Annotated in this window: 18 protein-coding genes; 15 read left to right on the forward strand and 3 right to left on the reverse strand. The window is 67.6% G+C overall.

Annotated elements, in window-relative coordinates; genetic code table 11:
• The first annotated feature begins 30 nt into the window (after positions 1-30).
• The 4 genes from IN820_RS11675 to IN820_RS11690 all read left to right on the forward strand — a co-directional run bounded on the left by IN820_RS11675 (position 31) and on the right by IN820_RS11690 (position 5630).
• Positions 31-951 carry an SdiA-regulated domain-containing protein gene (locus tag IN820_RS11675; RefSeq protein ID WP_193681141.1) on the forward strand — a complete coding sequence of 307 codons (921 nt, stop codon included), beginning with the start codon at positions 31-33 and terminating at the stop codon, positions 949-951.
• A 123-nt stretch (positions 952-1074) separates the two neighbouring features.
• Entirely contained in the window at positions 1075-2274 is a 1200-nt protein-coding gene (locus IN820_RS11680; RefSeq protein ID WP_193681142.1) for an efflux RND transporter periplasmic adaptor subunit, read from the forward strand.
• 1 nt (position 2275) lies between these two features.
• Positions 2276-4222: a MacB family efflux pump subunit gene (locus IN820_RS11685; RefSeq protein ID WP_193681143.1), complete on the forward strand. Its 1947-nt coding sequence runs from the start codon at positions 2276-2278 to the stop codon at positions 4220-4222.
• A 4-nt stretch (positions 4223-4226) separates the two neighbouring features.
• Positions 4227-5630, forward strand: a complete 1404-nt coding sequence (locus tag IN820_RS11690) for an efflux transporter outer membrane subunit (protein ID WP_193681144.1) — start codon at positions 4227-4229, stop codon at positions 5628-5630.
• 203 nt (positions 5631-5833) lie between these two features.
• Here IN820_RS11690 and rpiA read toward each other — a convergent pair whose 3' ends face one another.
• Positions 5834-6505, reverse strand: coding sequence for a ribose-5-phosphate isomerase RpiA (rpiA, locus tag IN820_RS11695; RefSeq protein WP_193681145.1), 672 nt, complete (start codon positions 6503-6505; stop codon positions 5834-5836).
• Positions 6506-6665: 160 nt separating this feature from the next.
• Here rpiA and ilvA point away from each other — a divergent pair, with 160 nt between their 5' ends.
• The 5 genes from ilvA to IN820_RS11720 are packed head-to-tail and all read left to right on the forward strand — an operon-like array spanning position 6666 to position 11599.
• Entirely contained in the window at positions 6666-8189 is a 1524-nt protein-coding gene (gene ilvA / locus IN820_RS11700) for a threonine ammonia-lyase, biosynthetic (RefSeq protein ID WP_193681161.1), read from the forward strand.
• Between the two features lie 20 nt (positions 8190-8209).
• Positions 8210-8638 carry a DUF2269 family protein gene (locus IN820_RS11705; protein WP_193681146.1) on the forward strand — a complete coding sequence of 143 codons (429 nt, stop codon included), beginning with the start codon at positions 8210-8212 and terminating at the stop codon, positions 8636-8638.
• Complete coding sequence (locus tag IN820_RS11710) at positions 8638-9909, forward strand: SDR family oxidoreductase (RefSeq protein WP_193681147.1); 1272 nt, start codon at positions 8638-8640, stop codon at positions 9907-9909. Before IN820_RS11705 ends, IN820_RS11710 begins: the two co-directional genes overlap by 1 nt.
• Positions 9906-10373 (forward strand): DUF2269 family protein, encoded by a 468-nt coding sequence (locus IN820_RS11715; RefSeq protein WP_193681148.1) that lies wholly within the window; start codon positions 9906-9908, stop codon positions 10371-10373. Before IN820_RS11710 ends, IN820_RS11715 begins: the two co-directional genes overlap by 4 nt.
• On the forward strand, positions 10373-11599 hold the full coding sequence (locus IN820_RS11720; protein ID WP_193681149.1) for an MFS transporter: 1227 nt from the start codon (positions 10373-10375) through the stop codon (positions 11597-11599). Before IN820_RS11715 ends, IN820_RS11720 begins: the two co-directional genes overlap by 1 nt.
• On the opposite strand, the gene IN820_RS11725 is transcribed toward IN820_RS11720, so the two are convergent.
• Complete coding sequence (locus IN820_RS11725) at positions 11591-12244, reverse strand: histidinol-phosphatase (RefSeq protein ID WP_193681150.1); 654 nt, start codon at positions 12242-12244, stop codon at positions 11591-11593. The genes IN820_RS11720 and IN820_RS11725 overlap by 9 nt on opposite strands.
• 178 nt (positions 12245-12422) lie before the next feature.
• Here IN820_RS11725 and IN820_RS11730 point away from each other — a divergent pair, with 178 nt between their 5' ends.
• Complete coding sequence (locus tag IN820_RS11730; RefSeq protein WP_193681151.1) at positions 12423-12902, forward strand: RNA pyrophosphohydrolase; 480 nt, start codon at positions 12423-12425, stop codon at positions 12900-12902.
• A gap of 22 nt (positions 12903-12924) precedes the next feature.
• Positions 12925-15198, forward strand: a complete 2274-nt coding sequence (gene ptsP / locus IN820_RS11735; RefSeq protein WP_193681152.1) for a phosphoenolpyruvate--protein phosphotransferase — start codon at positions 12925-12927, stop codon at positions 15196-15198.
• A gap of 18 nt (positions 15199-15216) precedes the next feature.
• Here ptsP and IN820_RS11740 read toward each other — a convergent pair whose 3' ends face one another.
• A complete protein-coding gene (locus IN820_RS11740) occupies positions 15217-15972 on the reverse strand; it encodes an NRDE family protein (protein ID WP_193681153.1) in 756 nt (251 codons plus the stop codon).
• 171 nt (positions 15973-16143) lie between these two features.
• Between IN820_RS11740 and IN820_RS11745 the strand changes: the two genes are divergently transcribed.
• The 4 genes from IN820_RS11745 to IN820_RS11760 all read left to right on the forward strand — a co-directional run bounded on the left by IN820_RS11745 (position 16144) and on the right by IN820_RS11760 (position 19502).
• The gene (locus IN820_RS11745; RefSeq protein WP_193681154.1) at positions 16144-16926 is read left to right on the forward strand and encodes a sulfite exporter TauE/SafE family protein; all 783 of its coding nucleotides are present in this window, start codon (positions 16144-16146) and stop codon (positions 16924-16926) included.
• Between the two features lie 10 nt (positions 16927-16936).
• The gene (gene lgt, locus IN820_RS11750; protein ID WP_193681155.1) at positions 16937-17737 is read left to right on the forward strand and encodes a prolipoprotein diacylglyceryl transferase; all 801 of its coding nucleotides are present in this window, start codon (positions 16937-16939) and stop codon (positions 17735-17737) included.
• A gap of 108 nt (positions 17738-17845) precedes the next feature.
• Complete coding sequence (locus tag IN820_RS11755; RefSeq protein WP_193681156.1) at positions 17846-18640, forward strand: thymidylate synthase; 795 nt, start codon at positions 17846-17848, stop codon at positions 18638-18640.
• A gap of 88 nt (positions 18641-18728) precedes the next feature.
• Complete coding sequence (locus IN820_RS11760) at positions 18729-19502, forward strand: ParA family protein (RefSeq protein WP_193681157.1); 774 nt, start codon at positions 18729-18731, stop codon at positions 19500-19502.
• The last annotated feature ends 195 nt before the right edge of the window (positions 19503-19697 follow it).

Consider the following 19697-nt stretch of genomic DNA (forward strand, 5'->3'; position numbering starts at 1 on the left):
AATCCGGTTCCTTTCGCCGGAACGATTCGAATGCCCATCGCTACCCGTACTGCCCGCTGGCGCCTGCTCGGCTACGCTCTGCCGTTGTTCGTCCTGGCCATGGTTCTGGTCGCCGGCCGCCTGCTGCACTGGGACGATCAGCTGCGGCTGTACTGGGACGAGCGTTCGGTCAGCCCTGAGCAGCGCGCCGCGGGCATCTGGCTGCCGGACTACGAACTGGTGCTGGAAACCGCCCTGGCCGGTCTGGAGAAGGACGAAACCTCCGGACTGACCTGGAATCCGCTGACCGGCACGCTGTTCACCGTGACCGGCAGGAATCCGCAGCTCGTCGAGTTCACGCCCTCCGGCGTGATCCTGCGTCGTATCGTCCTGAACGGCTTCGCCGATCCGGAGGCGGTCGAGGCGCTGGACGACGGGCGTCTGGCGATCGTCGATGAGCGGCGGCGCCTGGTGGCGGTGTTCCGCCTCGAGCCGGGCGTGGAAAACCTCGAACTGGACGACCTGGCCACGTACGACCTCGGCTTCGCCGATGCCGGCAACAAGGGCTTCGAAGGCCTGGCCTGGGATCCGCTTGCCCAGCGCCTGCTGCTGGCCAAGGAGCGCGATCCGCTGGGGTTGTTCGCGCTGCCGTTTCCCGGCGAGGACGGCGCCGTCGGCGCGCTGGAGGCGCTGCCGAGTCAGCCGTTGCTGGTGCGCGACCTCTCTTCGCTGGCCATCGACCCGCGCAGCGGTCATATGCTGCTGCTCTCCGACGAGTCGCGGCTGCTGGTGGAACTCGATCTGCAGGGCAAGCCGCGCAGCTTCATCAGCCTGTTCGGCGGCCTCAACGGGCTGGTACAGGGCATCGACCAGGCCGAAGGCGTGGCGATGGATGCCCAGGGCAACATCTACGTGGTGGGCGAGCCCAACCGCTTCTACGTGTTCAGCCGCCGGCCGAAACCGGCCCGCTGAGGGTGTCGGCGCGATCTTTACCCAAAGCTGACGAATCGTTACCCAGCCCTGACGCTCGCCGACACGCCGAATCCTTATAGTGGCGCCTCCCGAAGTGGCCGCCTGGCGCGGCTGGAGTCACCCATGCCACTCACACGCAAACATTTGCTGTCGTTCGTCCTCCTGGCCGCCGTCGTCGCGGGTGGCTGGCTGGCCTACCGCCAGCTGTACGCACCGGCCCCGGGGGCCGGGCTGCTGACCGCCGAGGTCCGTCCGGCCAACATCGAGCAGACGGTGGTGGCCACCGGCACCCTGGAAGCCTTCAACCAGGTCAGCGTCGGCGCCCAGGTGTCCGGGCAGGTCGAGGCGCTGCACGTCGATTTCGGCGACCAGGTGAAGGCCGGCGACCCGATCGCCGAGATCGATTCGCTGCCGCAGCAGAACGCCCTGGCCAACGCCAAGGCCTCGCTGGCCAACGTCAAGGCCCAGCGCGCCGCCCAGCAGGCCATGCTCAAGCAGGCGCAGCTGGCCTTCGAACGGCAGCAGAAGATGCTCGCGCAGAATGCCAGCGCCCGCGGCGACTACGAGGCCGCTGAGGCCGAGCTGGCGTCGACCCGCGCGCAGATCGTCGCGCTGGACGCACAGATCGAACAGGCGCAGATCCAGGTCTCCACCGCCGAGCTGGACCTGGGTTACACCCGCATCACCGCGCCCATCGACGGCACCGTGGTCGGCATGGTGGTCAAGCAGGGGCAGACGGTCAATTCCAGCCAGTCGGCGCCGACCCTGGTGAAGATCGCCCAGCTCGACCGAATGACGGTCAAGGCCGAAATCTCCGAAGCCGACGTGGTCAAGGTCAAGCCCGGCATGGACGCCCGCTTCACCATCCTCGGCGAGCCGGACAAGCCCTACCGGGTGACCCTGCGCATGATCGAGCCGGCGCCGGCCTCGATCAACACCAGCGACAGCACCTCCAGCAGCTCCACCAGCAGCACCGACAGCGCCATCTACTACCTGGGCGCGCTCGATGTGCCCAACGAGGACGGCCGGCTGCGCATCTCCATGACCGCCCAGGTGAGCATCGTGCTGGACAGCGCCCGGGACGTGCCGAGCATTCCCTCCTCGGCGCTGGGGCGCGCCGGTCGCGACGGCCTCTACACGGTGCAGGTGCTGAAAGCGGATGGCAGTGTCGAGCCGCGGCGCATCCGCATCGGCCTGGAAGACTCGATCAATGTGCAGGTGCTCGAGGGGCTGGAGCTGGGCGAGAAGGTCGTCCTCGGCGATGCGTCCGCCGGTTCCAGCACGGTGATGCGCGCGGGCCGCGGCCCGGCGATGAGGTTCTGAGATGAGCGCACCTCTTCTGGAACTGCGCGGCCTGCGCCGGGAATTCCCCGCCGGCGAGGAGACCATCGCCGTGCTCGAGGACATCGACCTGACCATCGAGCGTGGCGAGATGGTCGCCATCATCGGCGCCTCCGGCTCGGGCAAGTCGACCCTGATGAACATCCTCGGCTGCCTCGACCGGCCCAGCGCCGGCACCTACCGGGTCGCCGGGCGCGAAACCGCGCGGTTGTCGCCGGACGAGCTGGCCGAGCTGCGCCGCGAGCACTTCGGCTTCATCTTCCAGCGCTACCATCTGCTGGGCGATCTGGACGCGGTGGGCAACGTCGAGATTCCTGCGATCTATGCCGGCGAGGACACGGCCAGCCGCCGCGCCCGCAGCATCGAACTGCTCACCCGCATGGGCCTGGGCGAGCGCCTGACCCACAAGCCGTCGCAGCTGTCCGGCGGCCAGCAGCAGCGCGTCTCCATCGCCCGCGCGCTGATGAATGGCGGCGAGGTGATCCTCGCCGACGAACCCACCGGCGCGCTGGACAGCCACAGTGGTCAGGAAATGCTCAAGCTGCTGCGTGAACTGCACGCGGCCGGGCACACGGTGATCATCGTCACCCACGACCTGGCCGTGGCCGAGACCTGCGACCGCCTGATCGAGATCAGCGACGGCCGCATCATCGCCGACCGCCGCCGCCCGGCGGCCGGCGCCACGCCCATCGTCGAACCCGAGGCGGCGACCCCGGCACGCGCCTGGCGCGCCGACCTCGGGCGTTTCGGCGAGGCGCTGCGCATGGCCGTGCTGGCGATGCTGGCGCACAAGCTGCGCACCTTCCTGACCATGCTCGGGATCATCATCGGCATCGCCTCGGTGGTCTCGGTGGTGGCGCTGGGGCAGGGCTCCCAGCAGCAGATACTGGCCAACATCAGCGCCATCGGCACCAACACCGTCGATGTGTTCCCCGGTTCGGGCTTCGGCGACCGCCGCTCCTCGCGGGTGCAGACCCTGGTGCCGGCGGATGCCGAGGCGCTGGCCGGGCAATCCTTCGTCGACAGCGTCACGCCCTCGGTGTCCAGCTCCGGGACCCTGCGCTATCGCGAGCAGGCGCTGACGGCGTCGATCAGCGGCGTCGGCGAGCAGTTCTTCCGCGCCAAGGGCTACACCTTCGCCCAGGGCAAGGCGTTCGACGTCCGCGACGTGCGCGATTCGGCGCAGAGCGTGGTGATCGACGACAACACCCGCAAGAAGCTCTTCCCCAACGGCGACGCCCTGGGCCAGGTCGTGCTGCTCGGCAACGTGCCGGCACGCATCGTCGGCGTGCTCGATCCGATCCAGAGCAACTTCGGCGGCAGCGACCAGTTGCGCGTCTACCTGCCCTACACCGCGGTGATGAACCGCATGCTCGGCCAGTCGCACCTGGAGAGCATCACCGTGCGCATCGACGACACGGTCTCCAGCGACGCCGCCGAGCAGGGCATCATCCGCCTGCTGACCCGCCGCCACGGCGTGCAGGACTTCTTCGTGGTGAACACCGATACCATCCGCCAGACCATCGAGAAGACCAGCCAGACCATGACCCTGCTGATCTCGATGATCGCGCTGATCTCGCTGGTGGTCGGCGGCATCGGCGTGATGAACATCATGCTGGTCTCGGTCACCGAGCGCACCCGCGAGATCGGCGTGCGCATGGCGGTCGGCGCCCGGCAGAGCGACATCCTCCGGCAGTTCCTGATCGAGGCGGTGCTGGTCTGCCTGATTGGCGGCGCGCTGGGCGTGCTCGGCGCGCTGGCCTTCGGCGCCGTGTTCAGCCGCTTCACCAGCGAATTCAGCCTGGTGTTCTCCAGCGGCTCGATCGTCGCCGCCTTCCTCTGTTCCACCGTGATCGGCCTGGTGTTCGGCTTCCTGCCGGCGCGCAACGCCGCGCGCCTGGACCCTGTCGATGCCCTCTCGCGAGAATGACGCCGTGAACCGACCCCTGCTGCCCCTCGTTTTCGCCCTGGCCCTGGCCGTTTCCGGCTGTGCCAGTCTGAGCAGCGACTACCAACGCCCGACGACCCAGGTGCCGACCAACTGGCAGCAGCTCGCCGAAAGCCAGGCTGGTGCCAACGCCGACTGGTGGAAGGCGTTCGGCGATCCGACGCTCGACCGCCTGGTGGATGGAGCCCTGGCGCGCAACAACAGCCTGGGCAATGCTTTGCTCAATGTCCGTCGCGCCCGCCTGCAGGCCGGCCTGGCCCGCGATGCGCAATGGCCGCAGGCCAGCGCCGGGCTGTCCGCCGACCGCACCCGCGCCCTGCGTGGCGAGGGCAGCACCGCCCACAGCTACTCGCTGACCGGCTCGCTGGGCTGGGAAGTGGATTTGTGGAACCGCCTGGGCAGCGCCACCGACGCCGCCGAACTGGAAACCCTGGCCACTGCCGAGGACCATGCCGCTACCCGCCTGGCGCTGATCGGCACCGTCGCCGAGCTGTACTGGCAACTGGCCTACCTCAACGAACGCCTGGCCGCCAGCGCCGCCAGCATCGACTACGCCCGGCAGACCCTGGCGCTGGTGCAGACGCAATACGACGCCGGCCAGTCCTCCGCGCTGGAACTGGCCGAGGCGCGGCAGAGCCTGGAAACCCAGCTCGCCGCCGACGTCGCCCTGCGCCAGGAGCAGGTGGAACAACGCAATGCCCTGGCCGTGCTCTACGACGGCGCGGTGCCGGCCTTCGAGGCGCCGGCGAGCCTGGCTAGAGCCGAATTGCCAGCGGTGGCCGCCGACTTGCCGGCGTCCCTGCTGAGCCGCCGTCCCGACCTGCGCGCCAGCGAGCTGCGCCTGCGCGCGAGCCTGAAGAGCGTCGATGCGACCCGCGCCAGCTACTATCCCGATCTGTCGCTGACCGGCACCCTCGGCTACTCCAGCAGTGCCCTTGGCCAGTTGCTGCAGAACCCGGTCGGCGCCCTCGGCGCCGGGCTGACCCTGCCGTTCCTCCAGTGGAACCAGATGCAGTTGCAGGTGGACACGGCGCGCACCGACTACGCGATCGCCGCCAACGACTTCCGCCAGGGCCTCTACGAAGCCCTCGCCGAGGTGGAGAACACCCTCGCCGGGCGCCGCCACTACGCCGAGCAGGAGGCGAACCGCCAGCGCGCCCTGGACGCCGCCCGCGAGGCTGAGCGCATCTACCGGGTGCGCTACGAATCCGGCGCCGAAAGCCTGCAATCCTGGATCACTGCCCAGCAGACCCGGCGCAACGCCGAGATCACCCTGGCCGAGAATCGCCTGAACCAGTTGCTCAACCACATCGCCCTGGCCCAGGCCCTCGGCGGCGGCGCCGAACGGCCGGTAGATGCCGAGGCGTTGTTGAGCGAAGGTCGGGGGTAAAGCAGCTGGAAGCCTGAAGCTGGAAGCTGGAAGAGAAGAAAAGGCTCCATCCTCCGCTGTCGCAGCGGTAAGCGTGCTTTTCGTAGGAGCCCGCTTGCGGGCGATCGGCGCTGCACAGCATCGCCCGCAAGCTGGCTCCACAGGGGGTACACCCGATAGCGTGAATCCCGCCTGACGCTTTTCCAGCTTCCAGCTTCCAGCTGTTAGCGCTTCAGCGTCTTCACGCCGTCCTGGGTGCCGAGCAGCAGGATGTCGGCCGGGCGTGCGGCGAACAGGCCGTTGGTCACCACGCCGACGATATTGTTGATCTGGGCTTCGACGTCCGGCGCGAAGCCGATCATCAGGTTATGCACGTCGAGGATGACGTTGCCGTTGTCGGTGACCACGCCGTCGCGGTAGACCGGATCGCCACCGAGCTTGACCAGTTCGCGGGCCACATGGCTGCGCGCCATGGGAATCACTTCCACCGGCAGCGGGAAGGCGCCGAGCCGTTCGACCAGCTTGCTGCCGTCGGCGATGCAGATGAAGGTGCGCGCCACCGCCGCGACGATCTTCTCCCGGGTCAAGGCCGCACCGCCGCCCTTGATCAGCTCGAGGTGCTTGTTGGCCTCGTCGGCGCCGTCGACGTAGAACTCCAGCTCGCTCACCGAGTTCAGGTCATAGACCGGGATGCCATGCTGCTTCAGGCGCTCGGCGGTGGCCTCGGAGCTGGCCACGGCGCCATCGAAGAAACCCTTGTGTCCGGCCAGCAGGTCGATGAAGAAATTGGCGGTGGAACCGGTGCCAACGCCGATGATGCTGCGGTCGGTGAGCTTGGGCACGATGTGGTCGACGGCGGCCTGGGCTACGGCCTGCTTGAGCTGATCCTGGGTCATGGAAGGGTCCGGGCGGGGAAAGACGAGTTGCCGATTATAGCCCCGCGCCGCCGGTGGGTCTCGTCCTCCGGGCTGTACCGGCATTCCGGCGGCGGATTGCCGGTGGTCGAGGGGTTTTTCGCGGAGTAGACTCGGTGAATTGCCCGTAACGCCCGCCAAGATAGCCAGAATGCTCGAATACTACGTCAAGAAGATCCTCACCTCGCGCGTCTACGACGTCGCCATCGAAACTCCGCTGCAACCGGCCCGCCAGCTTTGCGAACGCCTCGGCAACCAGATTCTGCTCAAGCGCGAGGATCTGCAGCCGGTGTTCTCGTTCAAGGTGCGCGGCGCCTACAACAGGTTGGCGCAGCTTTCGCCCGAGGAACTGGCGCGCGGCGTGGTCACCGCTTCGGCCGGCAACCACGCGCAGGGTGTGGCGCTGGCGGCCAGGCAACTGGGCATCAAGGCGACCATCGTCATGCCGCGCACCACGCCGGAACTGAAGGTGCAGGGCGTGCGCGCCCGCGGCGGCAAGGTGGTCTTGCACGGCGATGCGTTTCCCGAGGCGCTGGCCTACTCGCTGAAGCTGGTGGAGGAGAAGGGCTACGTCTACATCCACCCCTACGACGATCCCGACGTGATCGCCGGCCAGGGCACCGTGGCGATGGAGATCCTGCGCCAGCACCAGGGTCCGATCGACGCGATCTTCGTCCCGGTGGGCGGCGGCGGGCTGGTGGCCGGCATCGCTGCCTACGTGAAATACCTCTATCCGCAGACCAAGGTGATCGGCGTCGAGCCGGACGATTCCAACTGCCTGCAGGCGGCGATGGCTGCCGGCGAGCGGGTGGTGCTCGAGCAGGTCGGGCTGTTCGCCGACGGCGTGGCGGTGGCGCAGATCGGCGAGCACACCTTCGACATCTGCCGGCGCTACGTCGACGAGGTGATCACCGTCAGCACCGACGAGATCTGCGCGGCGATCAAGGACATCTACGACGACACCCGCTCGATCACCGAGCCGGCCGGCGCGCTGGGCGTGGCGGGCATCAAGAAGTATGTCGAGCGCGAGGGTATCGCCGGCCAGGTGCTGGTGGCCATCGATTCGGGCGCCAACGTCAATTTCGATCGGCTGCGTCATGTCGCCGAGCGCGCCGAGCTGGGCGAGAAGCGCGAGGCGATCATCGCCGTGACCATCCCCGAGCAACCGGGCAGCTTCAAGGCCTTCTGCGAGGCGATCGGCAAGCGCCAGATCACCGAGTTCAACTACCGCTACCACACCGACCGCGAGGCGCACATCTTCGTCGGCGTGCAGACCCATCCGGAGACCGATCCGCGCGCGGCGCTGGTGGAGGGCCTGCGCGAGAAGGGTTTCCCGGTGCTCGACCTGACCGACAACGAGCTGGCCAAGCTGCACACACGGCACATGGTCGGTGGCCATGCGGCCGGGGTCAGTAACGAAATGGTGCTGCGTTTCGAGTTTCCCGAGCGCCCCGGTGCGCTGTTCAACTTCCTCAACAAGCTGGGCGGACGCTGGAACATCTCCATGTTCCACTACCGCAACCATGGCGCCGCCGATGGCCGCGTGGTCGCCGGGCTGCAGGTTCCGGAGCAGGAGCGCCACCTGCTGCCGGCGGCGCTGGACAAGATCGGCTACCGCTACTGGGACGAAAGCGACAACCCTGCCTACAAGCTGTTTCTCGGTTAAGCGGGCAGGAAGGAAAGCCAATGGAACACTATCTGACGCTGAGGATCGTCCATGCCGCTACGGCGGTACTCTTGCTGCTGGGCGTGATCGTGCACCTGCTCATGCTGTGGAAGGCCGGGCGCGGCGGCGACCAGGCCGTATTGCAGCGCAAACTGCAGCGCACCCGTAGCCTGTCATTGCCGTTGCTTGCGGTGATCGGGCTGTCGCTGCCGGTGACCGGCTGGTGGCTGGCGCATCTGGCCGGCTGGCCGCTGGGGCAGCTGTGGCTGCTGGCCAGCTCCGTGCTGTTCCTGGCGCTGATCCCGCTGACGCTGCTATTGGCGGGGCGCCTCGCCGCCTGGCAGGCGCCGGGCAACGCCACGGCCGCGCGAAACGCCGGGGCCTACGCCGTGCTGGTGCTGGTCGTGCTGATCGCAATCATGGCGCTGATGGGCGCCAAGCCGGTCTGATGCGCATCCTGCTGGTGGGTGGCGGCGGCTTCATCGGCCGGCACCTGCTGCGCAGCCTGGCCGCCGACGGCCATGATCTCATCGCTACCTCCCGCGCCGGTTCCGGCCAGCCGTTGCCCAGCGTGCGCTGGCTGGTGCTCGACCTGGAGCGGCTCGCCCTCGATCCCGGCAGCTTCGCTTGGCCGGCCGGCGTCGACCTGCTGATCAACGCCGCCGGCCTGCTCGACAGCGATGCCGAGCGCCTGGCCCGCACGCAGGATCTCGGTGCCCGCCGCCTGTTCGATCTCGCCGCCGCCGGCGGTGCTCGAATCCTGCAGTTTTCCGCGCTGGGCGCCGGCGCGCAGCCGGATGTGCCGTTCCTCGCCAGCAAGGCCGCGGCCGATGCCTATCTGCTCGGGCTGGGCGTTCCGGCGGTGGTCCTGCGGCCTTCGCTGGTCCTGGGTGGGGGCGGGGCCAGCAGCGCCTGGTTCGCGCGCCTTTCGCCCTGGCCGCTGATTCCGCTGCTCGATACCCGTGCGCGGGTGCAGCCGCTGCATGTGGACGACCTGGTCGCCGCCGTGCTGGCCCTGCTGCGCCATTGGCCGTCGGCGCCGATCGTGCTGCCGCTGGTGGGGCCGCAACCGATGACCGTGCCGCAATTGCTCGACCAGCTGCGCGCGGCGCAGGGCTGGCGGCCGGCACGCTACCTGGCGCTGCCCGGCATGCTCGCGCGGCCCCTGGCGCGAATCGGCGAGGGTCTCGGCTGGCGGGCGCTGAACCGGCAAACGCTGGGCCTGGCCGGGCGCGACAATCTCGCTTCGCCGGAGCCCCTCGCCATGGCCTGCGGCTACCGTGCCGCGCCGCTGCAGAGCCGGCTGGGCGACTGGCCAAGACGCGCGGAAAGCGTCGCGGCGACCCTGCGCCCGCTGATGCTGGCGGTGCTGGCGTTGCTCTGGCTGGGAACGGCGGCGGTCTGTCTCGGTCCAGGCTATGAGTGGGGCCTGCGCATCATGGCCGAACTGGGCATACGGGGCACTCCGGCAGCCGTGGCGGTGGTCGCTGGCGCGCTGCTCGACGCGCTGCTCGGCATCGGCCTGCTGTGGCGCCGCTGGCGTCGTCCGGCACTCCGTGCACAGCTCGGGCTGATGCTCGGTTACATGGCGATCATCAGTCTGTGGTTGCCGCATTACTGGTTCGATCCGTTCGCGGCGGTCGGCAAGAATCTGGTGCTGCTGGTCGCCACGCTCTGGCTGCTGTTGAGCGAGCCCTCGCCTCGGGAAGGCGAACGATGAGTCTGTACCTTGCGCTCAAGACCCTGCATATCCTCTCGGCCACCGTGCTGTTCGGCACCGGGCTCGGTTCGGCCTATTACAGCTGGCGCGCCTGGCGCAGCGGGCGTATCGAGGTGATCGCCGTGACCTTCCGCCACCTGGTGTTCGCCGACTGGGCCTTCACCGCCACCACGGCGGTGCTGCAGCCCGTGACCGGCCTGGCCCTGGCGCACCTGGCCGGCTTCGACCTGACCCAGCCCTGGCTGCTCTGGAGCATCGCGCTCTATGTGCTCGCCGGCGCCTGCTGGCTGCCGGTGGTGTGGCTGCAGATCCGCGTGCACAAGCTGGCCGAGCAGGCGCTGCGCGAAGGCACGCCGCTGCCGCCGGCCACCTACCGCTACATGCGCTGGTGGTTCGCCCTGGGCTGGCCGGCGTTCATCGCCTTCATGGTGATCTTCTATCTGATGGTGAGCAAAGGCATGTAATGGCCACAGCGGCAAGGAAAGCACCGAGGGATGTCGTGGCCGTGGCGCTGGTCACGGCGCTGTGCCTGACCGGCGATTCGATGCTCTACATCGCCCTGCCGATCTACTGGCGCGAGGCCGGGCTGGACGCGCTCTGGCAGGTCGGCGTGCTGCTCGCGGTCAACCGGCTGGTCCGCCTGCCTTTCAATCCGCTGATCGGCGCGCTGTACGCACGCATCTCGTTGAAGACCGGCCTGCTGGTCGCGGTCGTGCTCGGCGTGGTCACCACCGCCGGCTACGCGCTGGCCAGCGGGTTTCTCGCCTGGCTGGCGCTGCGTGCGCTCTGGGGCGTGGCCTGGTCGTTCTTCCGCATCGGCGGACTGTCGGCGGTGGTTTACTGCGCCGCCGACGATCAGCGCGGGCGGGCCATGGGCCTGTACAACGGGCTGTACCGCCTGGGTAGCCTCGCCGGCATGCTGATCGGCGGGCTGCTGGTGCCGGTGTTCGGCCTGCCGGCGCTGGCGCTGGCCTTCGGCGCGCTGGCGCTGCTCGGCATCCCGCTGTTGCTGTTGGGCTTTCATCCGCCGGCCGGGCACGAAAGTGCACCCAAGGCGACGGCGAGCCGGCCGACGGCGGCCGCCGCGATTCCGCGTCATTGGCGGCGCATCGTGTTCAACGGCTTCAGCATCGCCCTGCTGGTGCAGGGCGTGCTGGCCGCCACCCTCAGCGCGCTGATCGCCCATCTCTACGGGCCGCAGGTCGAACTGCTGGGCGTACTGCTCGGGGTCACTGCGCTGTCCGGCCTGCTGCAGGCGGCGCGCTGGAGCTGGGAAACCTGGCTCGGCGGGCGGATCGGCGCGCTCAGCGACGGCCCACGCGGGCGCCTGCCGCTGCTGGTGGCGGCGCAGGCGGCGATGGCGCTGGGGTTCGGCAGCCTGGCCCTGAGCCTGCCGCTGGCGCTGTGGTTGCCGTTGTGCCTGCTGGTGATGCTGCTGTGCACCGCGCTGACCACCCTCGGCGATGCCCTGGCCGCGGATGCCGCGCGCCAGGGCGACGTGGTGCGCTCGATGACGCGCTACTCGATCGCCCAGGACCTGGGCGCCGCGCTCGGTCCGGCGCTGGCCTTCCTGCTGCTGACGACCCCGGGCGGCTTCGCCTGGCTCTATGGGGGTGGGGCGCTGCTGCTGGCGGGGCTGGCCGCGCTCTGGTGGGCCACCCTGCGCGACCAGCGCCAGGCCTCAGCGTAGCGAAACGATCTGCCAGCCGCGCGCTTCGGCGATTGCGCGCAGGGTCGGGTCCGGGTCCACCGCCACCGGGTGGCTGACGCGCTCGAGCAGCGGCAGGTCGTTGCGCGAATCGCTGTAGAAGTAGCTGTCGTCCAGGGTCTGCCCATTTTCCGCGAGCCAGCGCTCGATGCGCGCCACCTTGCCTTCCTGGAAACAGGGGATGTCGGTGAGGCGTCCGGTGTAGCGGCCATCCTGCATGCCGCATTCGGTGGCCAGCAGGGTGTCGACGCCCAGCCGTGCGGCGATCGGGCCGGTGATGAAGCGGTTGGTGGCGGTGATGATCACCACCCGGTCGCCGGCTTCGAGGTGCTGGCGCAGCAGCGCTTCGCCCTTGGCCAGCACGATCGGCTCGATGAAGTCACGCATGAATTCCGCGTGCCACTGCTGCAGCTGCGGCATTTCGCTGCGGCCGAGCAATTCCTGGCAGAAGTTCTGGTAGGCGTGCACGTCGAGGGTGCCGTTGAGGTAGTCCTGGTAGAAGGCGTCGTTGCGCGCCTTGTAGCTGGCGGCATCGACGATGCCGCGCTGGCACAGGTATTCGCCCCAGGCGTGATCGCTGTCACCGGCCAGCAGAGTGTTGTCGAGATCGAATAGGGCCAGACGCACGGATGGTTTCCTCGGGGTTGTGGGGCAGCGCCAAGCATAACGGTTGGAGCGCCTGCGCGGCAGCCTCGTCGAAACGGAGCGCCGAGGCTCTCCCGCGCCGGATGGCCGCTTGCCGTGCTTTCGGCTCGTTGCGGTTTTGTGGAACAATGCCATGACATGCGTTGCGAGGTTGTATGCCATGATCGATTCGGATGGTTTTCGCCCCAATGTCGGCATCATCCTGACCAACGATTGCGGTCAGGTGCTGTGGGCCAGGCGGATCAATCAGGATGCCTGGCAATTTCCGCAGGGCGGGATCAATGCCCGTGAAACGCCGGAAGAGGCCCTGTTTCGCGAACTCAACGAGGAAGTCGGCCTGGAGGAGCAGGATGTGAACATCCTCGCCTGCACCCGCGGCTGGTTGCGTTATCGTTTGCCGCAGCGCCTGGTGCGTACCCACAGCCAGCCGCTGTGCATCGGCCAGAAACAGAAATGGTTCCTGCTGCGCCTGACCGGTGCCGAGGAGCGGGTCCGCATGGACCTGACCGGCAAGCCCGAGTTCGACGGCTGGCGCTGGGTCAGCTACTGGTATCCGCTGGGGCAGGTGGTCACTTTCAAGCGCGAGGTCTACCGTCGCGCACTTAAAGAACTCGCCCCGCGTCTGCCGGTGCGGGACTGAGACGGGGAGAAAGCCTCTGAGCATGCTCGGCACGCTGCGCAAGATCGTCCAGGAAGTGAACGCCGCCAAGGACCTCAAGGCGGCGTTGGGCATCATCGTGCTGAGAGTCAGGGAGGCCATGGGCAGCCAGGTCTGCTCGGTCTATCTGCTCGATCCGGAAACCGAACGCTTCGTCCTGATGGCCACCGAAGGTCTGAACAAGCGCGCCATCGGCAAGGTCAGCATGGCGCCCAACGAGGGCCTGGTCGGCCTGGTCGGCACCCGTGAGGAGCCGCTCAACCTCGAGCACGCCTCGGAACACCCCCGCTATCGCTATTTCGCCGAAACCGGCGAGGAACGCTACGCCTCGTTTCTCGGCGCGCCGATCATCCACCATCGGCGGGTGATGGGCGTGCTGGTCATCCAGCAGAAGGAGCGTCGTCAGTTCGACGAGGGCGAGGAAGCCTTCCTGGTCACCATGAGCGCCCAGCTCGCCGGGGTCATCGCCCACGCCGAGGCGACCGGCTCGATCCGCGGGCTCGGCCGCCAGGGCAAGGGCATCCAGGAAACCCGTTTCGTCGGCATCCCGGGCGCGCCGGGCGCCGCGGTGGGGACCGCCCTGGTGGTGCTGCCGCCGGCCGATCTGGACGTGGTGCCGGACAAGACCGTCGACAACATCGACGCCGAGCTGACCCTGTTCGAGGCGGCGCTGGAGGCGGTGCGCGCCGACATGCGCGCGCTCTCGGAAAAACTCGCCACGCAGATGCGCAAGGAAGAACGCGCGCTGTTCGACGTCTACCTGATGATGCTCGACGACTCCGCCCTCGGTGGCGAAGTGGTCAAGGTGATCCGCACCGGCCAGTGGGCCCAGGGCGCGCTGCGCCAGGTGGTCAACGAGCATGTACGGCGTTTCGAGATGATGGACGACGCCTACCTGCGCGAACGGGCGTCGGACGTCAAGGACATCGGCCGGCGCCTGCTTTCCTACCTGCAGGAGGCCCGCCAGCAGACCCTGACCTACCCCGACAAGACCATCCTGGTCAGCGAGGAACTGTCACCGGCGATGCTCGGCGAGGTGCCCGAAGGCAAGCTGGTGGGCATGGTCTCGGTACTGGGTTCGAGCAATTCCCATGTCGCCATTCTCGCCCGCGCCATGGGCATTCCCACGGTGATGGGCGCGGTGGACCTGCCGTATTCCAAGGTCGATGGCATCGAGTTGGTCGTCGATGGCTACCGCGGCGAGATCATCACCAACCCCGGCAAGGTGCTGCGCGAGCAGTACGAGGTGCTCGCCGAGCAGGAGCGCCAGCTCTCCGAGGGGCTCGACGTGCTGCGCGAGCTGCCCTGCGAGACCACCGACGGCCATCGCATTCCGCTGTGGGTCAACACCGGGCTGCTCGCCGACGTGGTGCGCGCGCAGGAGCGCGGCGCCGAGGGCGTCGGCCTGTATCGCACCGAAGTGCCGTTCATGATCAAGGAGCGCTTCCCCAGCGAAAAGGAGCAGATGGCCATCTACCGCGAGCAGCTGGAGGCCTTCCACCCGCTGCCGGTGACCATGCGCAGCCTCGACATCGGCGGCGACAAGTGCCTGCCGTACTTCCCGATCAAGGAAGAGAATCCCTTCCTCGGCTGGCGCGGCATTCGCGTCACCCTCGACCATCCGGAAATCTTCCTGCTGCAGACCCGCGCGATGCTCAAGGCCAGCGCCGGGCTGAACAACCTGCGCATCCTGCTGCCGATGATTTCCGGCATCCGCGAGCTGGAGGAGGCGCTGCACTTGATCCATCGCGCCTGGTGCGAGGTGCGCGACGAAGGACTCGACGTGCAGATGCCACCGGTGGGGGTGATGATCGAAGTGCCGGCGGCGGTCTATCTGACCCGTGAGCTGGCGCGGCTGGTGGATTTCCTCTCGGTCGGCTCCAACGACCTGACCCAGTACCTGCTGGCCGTGGACCGCAACAATCCGCGCGTCGCCGATCTCTACGACTATCTGCATCCGGCCGTGTTGGAGGCGTTGCAGCGGGTGGTCAAGGAAGCACACGGCGAAGGCAAGCCGGTGAGCATCTGCGGCGAGATGGCCGGCGACCCGGCGGCGGCCATGCTGCTGTTGGCGATGGGCTTCGACAGCCTGTCGATGAACGCCACCAACCTGCCCAAGGTGAAATGGCTGCTGCGCCAGATCAGCATGGATACCGCCCAGCAACTGCTGGCCCGGGTCATGCTTCTCGACAGTCCGCAGGTGATTCACAGCACCATACAGCTGACCTTGCGCAATCTCGGCCTGAGCAAGCTGATCAATCCCTCCGCGGCGGTCTGAGCAGCCGTCCGCCGCCGCTCAGCCGAGCGGCGGATGGCGATGGCGCACCTCGCCCAGCGGGCCTTGTGGGCCGAAGCTGCGTTCGACGATTTCCAGCGACCCGTCGGCCCGGCGGATCAGCGCGGTGCTGGCGCGGGTGCCGTATTCCGGGCTGGCGATGAAAATGCTCGACAGTCGCCGTTCCCACTCCAGCGATACCCCGGTACGCGGCAATTCATGCTCGGCGGCCGGCTGCGCATCGGCGAGCAGCTTCAACAACGGCACCGGGTCGGGCTGTTCAAGCAGGCTGGCCAGGGCCGTGCGCGCCCTCGTCAGTTTCGGCCAGGGTGTATCCAGGCCTGCGTTGGACAGCCCGTAGAGGCCGGGCGCGAGCGGCTGCGGCTCGCCCGTGGGCGAGTGCAGGTACCAGAGCTGGCGGTCGTCGCCGACCAGCAGGTTGAAGCCGGTATAGTCGCAGCGCCTGCCTGCCAGTTCGGCCAGATAGTCGCCGGGCGCCAGCTCGCCACGCAGGTAACGCTCCGGCAGTTCGCCGCGCGAACGCCGGCCGAGCGGCTGGCCGGGGGCGCGGATATTGGTCAGCGCGGCGAAACGCCCGCCGGTCGTGACGCCCATCCAGGTGCCGCCGGCCTGCAGGTCGCGCCCGCCGATGATCCGGGGCGCATCTTCCCAGCACCCCAGCGGCAGGCAGGGGCGCGCATGGTATTCATCGCGGTTGGCGGCCACCACCAGCGGCAGCGCATGCCCGGGGCGCCAGGCGAACACGATCAGGCACATGGGAACTCAGCTTGAAGCTCGAAGCAGTAAGCTTGAAGCCAAGCGACTGTTTCGGCAACCTCACCAGCTTCCAGCTTCCAGCTTCCAGCTTCCAGCTTCCAGCTTCCAGCTTCCAGCCTCCCGCCCGATTTTCAGCTACCATGCCGCCTTTGTCTTGCGGGATGGGTGCACATGGAGTTTCTGCTGTATCTGCTGCTGGGTGGGTGCGCCGGCGTGCTGGCCGGTCTGTTCGGTGTGGGTGGCGGAATGATCATCGTGCCGGTGCTGGTCCTGAGCTTCACCGCGCACGGGTTTTCGGAACAGGTGCTGACCCACCTGGCCGTCGGCACCTCGCTGGCGACGATCGTCTTCACCTCGATCAATTCGATCCGGGCGCACCACCGCAGGGGCGCGGTGCGCTGGCCGATCGTGCTGTGGATGACCGTTGGCATCCTCTTTGGCGCCGCGCTCGGTTCGCTGACCGCGGCGGCCATCCAGGGCCCGCTGCTGCAGAAGATCATCGGCGTGTTCGCCATCCTCATGGCGATCCAGATGGTGCTCGACATCAAGCCCAGGAGCTCGCGCGGCGTGCCGGGCCGGCCGGGGCTCACCGCGGCCGGCGTGGTGGTCGGCTGGGCCTCGGCGATCTTCGGTATCGGCGGCGGTTCGTTGACGGTGCCCTTTCTCTCCTGGCGCAGCGTGCCGATGCAGCAGGCGGTGGCGACCTCGGCGGCGTGCGGCCTGCCCATCGCCATCGCCGGTGCGTTGAGTTTCATGGTGGTCGGCTGGAACGATCCGCAACTGCCGCAGTGGAGCTTCGGCTTCGTCTACCTGCCGGCGCTGCTCGGTATCGCCATCACCAGCATGTTCTTCGCCCGCATCGGCGCGAATCTCGCGCATCGGCTATCGGCCAGGGTCCTGAGACGGCTGTTCGCTCTGCTGCTGCTGAGCGTTGGCATCAATTTTCTGATTTGAGGAGACGCGGATGCTGCCCTACCCGCAGATCGACCCGGTGGCCGTCGCCATCGGCCCGTTACAGATTCACTGGTATGGCCTGATGTACCTGGTCGGCATCGGCGGTGCCTGGTGGCTGGCGTCGTTGCGGGTGCAGCGCTTCGCCCCCGAATGGCCCAAGGACAAGCTGTCCGACCTGGTGTTCTGGGTGGCCATGGGCGTGATCGTCGGCGGGCGCCTGGGCTACGTGCTGTTCTACGACCTGGCCGCCTACATCGACCAGCCCAGCCTGATCCTGCAGGTGTGGAAGGGCGGCATGTCGTTCCATGGCGGCCTGATCGGCGTATTGCTGTGCACCTGGATCTTCGCCCGGCGCAACGGCAAGCGCTTTTTCGAGCTGATGGACTTCATCGCGCCCTTCGTGCCGATCGGCCTGGGCGCAGGGCGCATCGGCAATTTCATCAATGCCGAGCTGTGGGGCAAGGCCAGCGATGTGCCCTGGGCCATGGTGTTCCCGACCGATCCGCAGCAACTGGCGCGGCATCCGTCGCAGCTCTACCAGTTCGCCCTGGAAGGCGTCGCGCTGTTCGTCATCCTCTGGTTGTATTCGCGCAAGCCGCGGCCGACCATGGCGGTCTCCGGGCTGTTCGCGGTGTGCTACGGCATCTTCCGCTTCATCGTCGAGTTCGTCCGCGTGCCGGACGCGCAGCTCGGCTACCTGGCGTTCGGCTGGCTGACCATGGGCCAGGTGCTCTGCGTGCCGATGGTGCTGCTCGGCGCCGGGATGATCGCCTGGGCCTATCGCCGCGACGCCGCCAAGGCTCCGGCCTGACGCGCCGTTGCACTCGGCTCGTCGCAGCGTGCGCGACAAGCCGGGCCCGGCCTTTTACTATTCGCGCAGCCTTTTCACCGCGCCCCGGCGCCTGCTTCGAGCCCATCGATGAAACAGTACCTCGACCTGATGCGCCACGTGCGCGAACACGGCACCTTCAAGAGCGACCGCACCGGCACCGGCACCTACAGCCTGTTCGGCCAGCAGATGCGCTTCGACCTGGCCGCAGGCTTTCCGCTGGTCACCACCAAGAAGTGCCATCTGCGCTCGATCATCCATGAGCTGCTGTGGTTCCTCAAAGGCGAGACCAACATCGGCTACCTGAAGGAGAACGGTGTCTCGATCTGGGACGAGTGGGCCGACGAGAACGGCGATCTCGGCCCGGTCTATGGCTACCAGTGGCGCAGTTGGCCGGCGCCGAACGGCGAGTCCATCGACCAGATCGCCAAGCTGCTGGCGATGATCAAAAAGAATCCGGATTCGCGCCGGCTGATCGTCTCGGCCTGGAACCCGGCGCTGGTCGAGCAGATGGCGCTGCCACCGTGCCACGCGCTGTTCCAGTTCTACGTCGCCGACGGCAAGCTCAGCTGCCAGCTGTACCAGCGTTCGGCGGACATCTTCCTCGGCGTGCCCTTCAACATCGCCAGCTATGCGCTGCTGACGTTGATGGTGGCGCAGGTCTGCGACCTCGAGCCGGGCGAGTTCATCTGGAGCGGCGGCGACTGCCACCTGTACGCCAACCACTTGGAGCAGGCCGACCTGCAGCTGTCGCGCGAACCGCTGCCGCTGCCGACGATGAAGCTCAACCCCGAGGTGAAGGACCTGTTCGCCTTCCGCTTCGAGGACTTCGAACTGGTCGGTTATGAGGCGCATCCGCATATCAAGGCGCCGGTAGCAGTCTGAACTTTGGTCGGGTTCGGCCTCGCGGATAACCTGACTGTCACATTTGCCGTATAGACTCGACCCCTCAGGGATTTTCGAGGGGCATGACATGCGCAGGGTGGTGTTCAATCAGAAGGGCGGAGTCGGCAAGTCGAGCATCGCCTGCAACCTGGCGGCGGTCAGCGCGTCGCAGGGCTACCGTACGCTGCTGGTGGACCTGGATGCCCAGGCCAACTCCACCCACTACCTGACCGGGCTCACCGGTGACGCGGTGCCCACCGGCATCGCCGATTTCTTCAAGCAGGTACTGGCCGGCGGCAGCGCCGGCAAGAAGGCGCGCCCGCCGATCATCGAGACGGCCTTCGACAACCTGCACCTGGTCAGCGCCACCGCCGAACTGGCCGACCTGCAGCCCAAGCTGGAGGCCAAGCACAAGATCAACAAGCTGCGCAAACTGCTCGACGGTCTGGCCGAGGAGTACGACCGGCTCTACCTGGATACGCCGCCGGCGCTGAACTTCTATACCGTTTCGGCGCTGATCGCGGCCGACCGCTGCCTGATTCCCTTCGACTGCGACAGCTTCTCGCGCCAGGCGCTGTACGGCCTGCTGGAGGAGATCGAGGACTTGAAGGAGGACCACAACGAGACGCTCGAGGTCGAGGGCATCGTGGTCAACCAGTTCCAGCCGCGGGCGACGCTGCCGCAGCAGATGATCGACGAGCTGCTGGCCGAAGGGCTGCCAGTGCTGCCGGTCAACCTGATGAGCTCGGTGAAGATGCGCGAATCGCACCAGGCCTGCACGCCGCTGGTGTATTTCGACCCGCGGCACAAGCTGAGCCAACAGTTCGTCGAGCTGCACGACCTGCTCGAAGGGCGCGGTTGAGTCGACGGGTAGGTCGAAGTCGATAAAAGCGCTGGAGGCGAGAGGCTGGACGGGAAAAGCGGCGTAGGGCCGCAGCCCGTTGTTGCGCGACGTTGAATGCTTGTAGGAGCGGGCGGACACGCGAGTTCATGCCCACGATGCTCCTGAGTGGCCGGGATTCGCGAGCATGGCTCGCTCCTACGGGAGATCGTGCGG

Origin of the sequence: Pseudomonas lopnurensis (genome assembly GCF_015070855.1) — a bacterium.
GTDB classification, from domain to species: domain Bacteria; phylum Pseudomonadota; class Gammaproteobacteria; order Pseudomonadales; family Pseudomonadaceae; genus Stutzerimonas; species Stutzerimonas lopnurensis.